This is a genomic window from Streptomyces sp. NPDC020362 (assembly GCF_040642095.1).
Classification (GTDB): domain Bacteria; phylum Actinomycetota; class Actinomycetes; order Streptomycetales; family Streptomycetaceae; genus Streptomyces.
This window is the reverse complement of record NZ_JBFAET010000468.1, coordinates 1-1,622: the sequence shown is the minus strand read 5'-3', so window position 1 is coordinate 1,622 and position 1,622 is coordinate 1. Positions and strand designations below refer to the sequence as shown.

Here is a 1,622-nt window from a genome sequence, read left to right as displayed (position 1 = left end):
CGTGAGCAGATCGCCCGGATCGCCCGGGCCACAGGCCGGCTGATCGGAGTGAAGGGCCGGCCTCCGGCTCCATTCATGAACCTGAGCGTCTCCGTTCATGAACCTCGGCACAGGAGCTCGGACACCCTCCCTGAACCGGCAGCCCGACCCCGGTGCCGGAAGGCGAAATGCTGACCGACTTCAAGAGCCACGGGCCGTTCGAGCGTGACCGTCACCGCGGCCAAGTGCGTGGGCCGGAGCGCGTCCAGCCCAGTCGGCAGCGTCACGACACCTCGCATGGCGCCAGAGTGGATGTAGAAGGCCAGATGGTCGCCGGTCCGCACCTCGAAGCCCCCTTGGGCCTCCGGCAGCACCGAGACCTCGGCCCTGAACGACTGATGTGCCCCGATCGAGCCCGGCGCTGCGAGCACATGACCCCGCTCCACCGCGGACTTCCCCGGCAGCAGCAACGCGACATTCATGCCCGTGATCGCTTCGTCGACGTGATGCTTGTCCACCTCGATACCAGTGACCGGGACAAGCTCGTTGCGGCCAGATCCCACGATGCTCACGTCGGCACCTGAGTGGACACGCCCTCGTACGATCACGCCCGCCGCCGCAACCGCCCTGCCCTGGTTGCGGGTGAAGACGTCTTCGACGACGAACAGAAACGGTTGCTCCACGGCGGTCACAGATGCTCCCCGTAATGCCCACACCGTCGTGGGAAGAGATCCGAGCGTATCGGTGGCCGTGGATCCGTTGCAGGAGGCCACCGAGGGGTGAGCGCCGTTCGCGATCAGGACTGGCCGGGGCTGGACAGGCGTTCCGTCGGCCCGCCGAAAGGCAGGACGAGGGTCCGTGTCGCCATGAGCCAGACGCCGTCGATCCTGCGGAACGTGTCCTCGTAGTGGCCGATATTGGCCGGCAACCGGGGCGCCACCAGCGTGCCCTCGGTGTAGCCGTCGACTCGGTACGTCGCGAAGTAGCTGGTCGATCTGGCGGTGTCCGGCGAGTCGACCGTGACCAGGATGTTCGTGCACATGCGCCGGGACAGGCGATCCACGGGCCGGGAGCCGAAGTACTTCCGCAGAGCCTCCCGGCCTTCGATCCGCCGCTGGTCATACGGCCATTCCCAGACGCCGTCAGGGGTGAAGAGGTCGGAGACGGTGCTCGGCTCGCCGAGGTCCAGCCGACGGACGAGCTCCAGGACCAATCGCTCACAGGCGCGTTCTGCGAGGAGGCGCTCAACCGGGTTTGGATCGCTGGTGGTCATCGCCACTTCCTACCAACCCTGCCTGCGTGCCCGCGACTCCTTTGCCGGGCCCTGCCCCGTCACCTGCCGCGCTCGCCTGCTGCAGGACCCGTCGACGGTCATCGAAATCCTCTGGTTCTCTGACTGCCGGCTGTTGCGCGTATCCATCGACGGACGTTGCTCGGACGTCCTTGCTCGCTCCCGCGCCTGCTTGCGAAGGCCGGCGGTTGCCGGCCACCGATACAGGCGGTCTGTTGCCGAGCGTCCTGGTCGCTGCCGCGGGTGTCTGGGGCCGCGGCGGGGCGTGGTGGTTGCTGGGGAGGCTCAGTAGGCGGAGTTGACGTTGTCGATGGAGCCGTAGCGGTGGGCGGCGTAGTTGGCTGCGGCGGTG

2 protein-coding genes are annotated in these 1,622 nt (G+C 67.6%); both read right to left on the bottom strand.

Going from position 1 to position 1,622, the window contains the following annotated elements; all coding sequences use genetic code 11:
* Nucleotides 1-95: 95 nt before the first annotated feature.
* Nucleotides 96-671 carry a hypothetical protein gene (locus AB0H32_RS48280; protein ID WP_361136096.1) on the bottom strand — a complete coding sequence of 192 codons (576 nt, stop codon included), beginning with the start codon at nt 669-671 and terminating at the stop codon, nt 96-98.
* Nucleotides 672-775: 104 nt separating this feature from the next.
* The gene (locus AB0H32_RS48275) at nt 776-1,252 is read right to left on the bottom strand and encodes a nuclear transport factor 2 family protein (RefSeq protein ID WP_361136093.1); all 477 of its coding nucleotides are present in this window, start codon (nt 1,250-1,252) and stop codon (nt 776-778) included.
* Nucleotides 1,253-1,622: the final 370 nt, after the last annotated feature.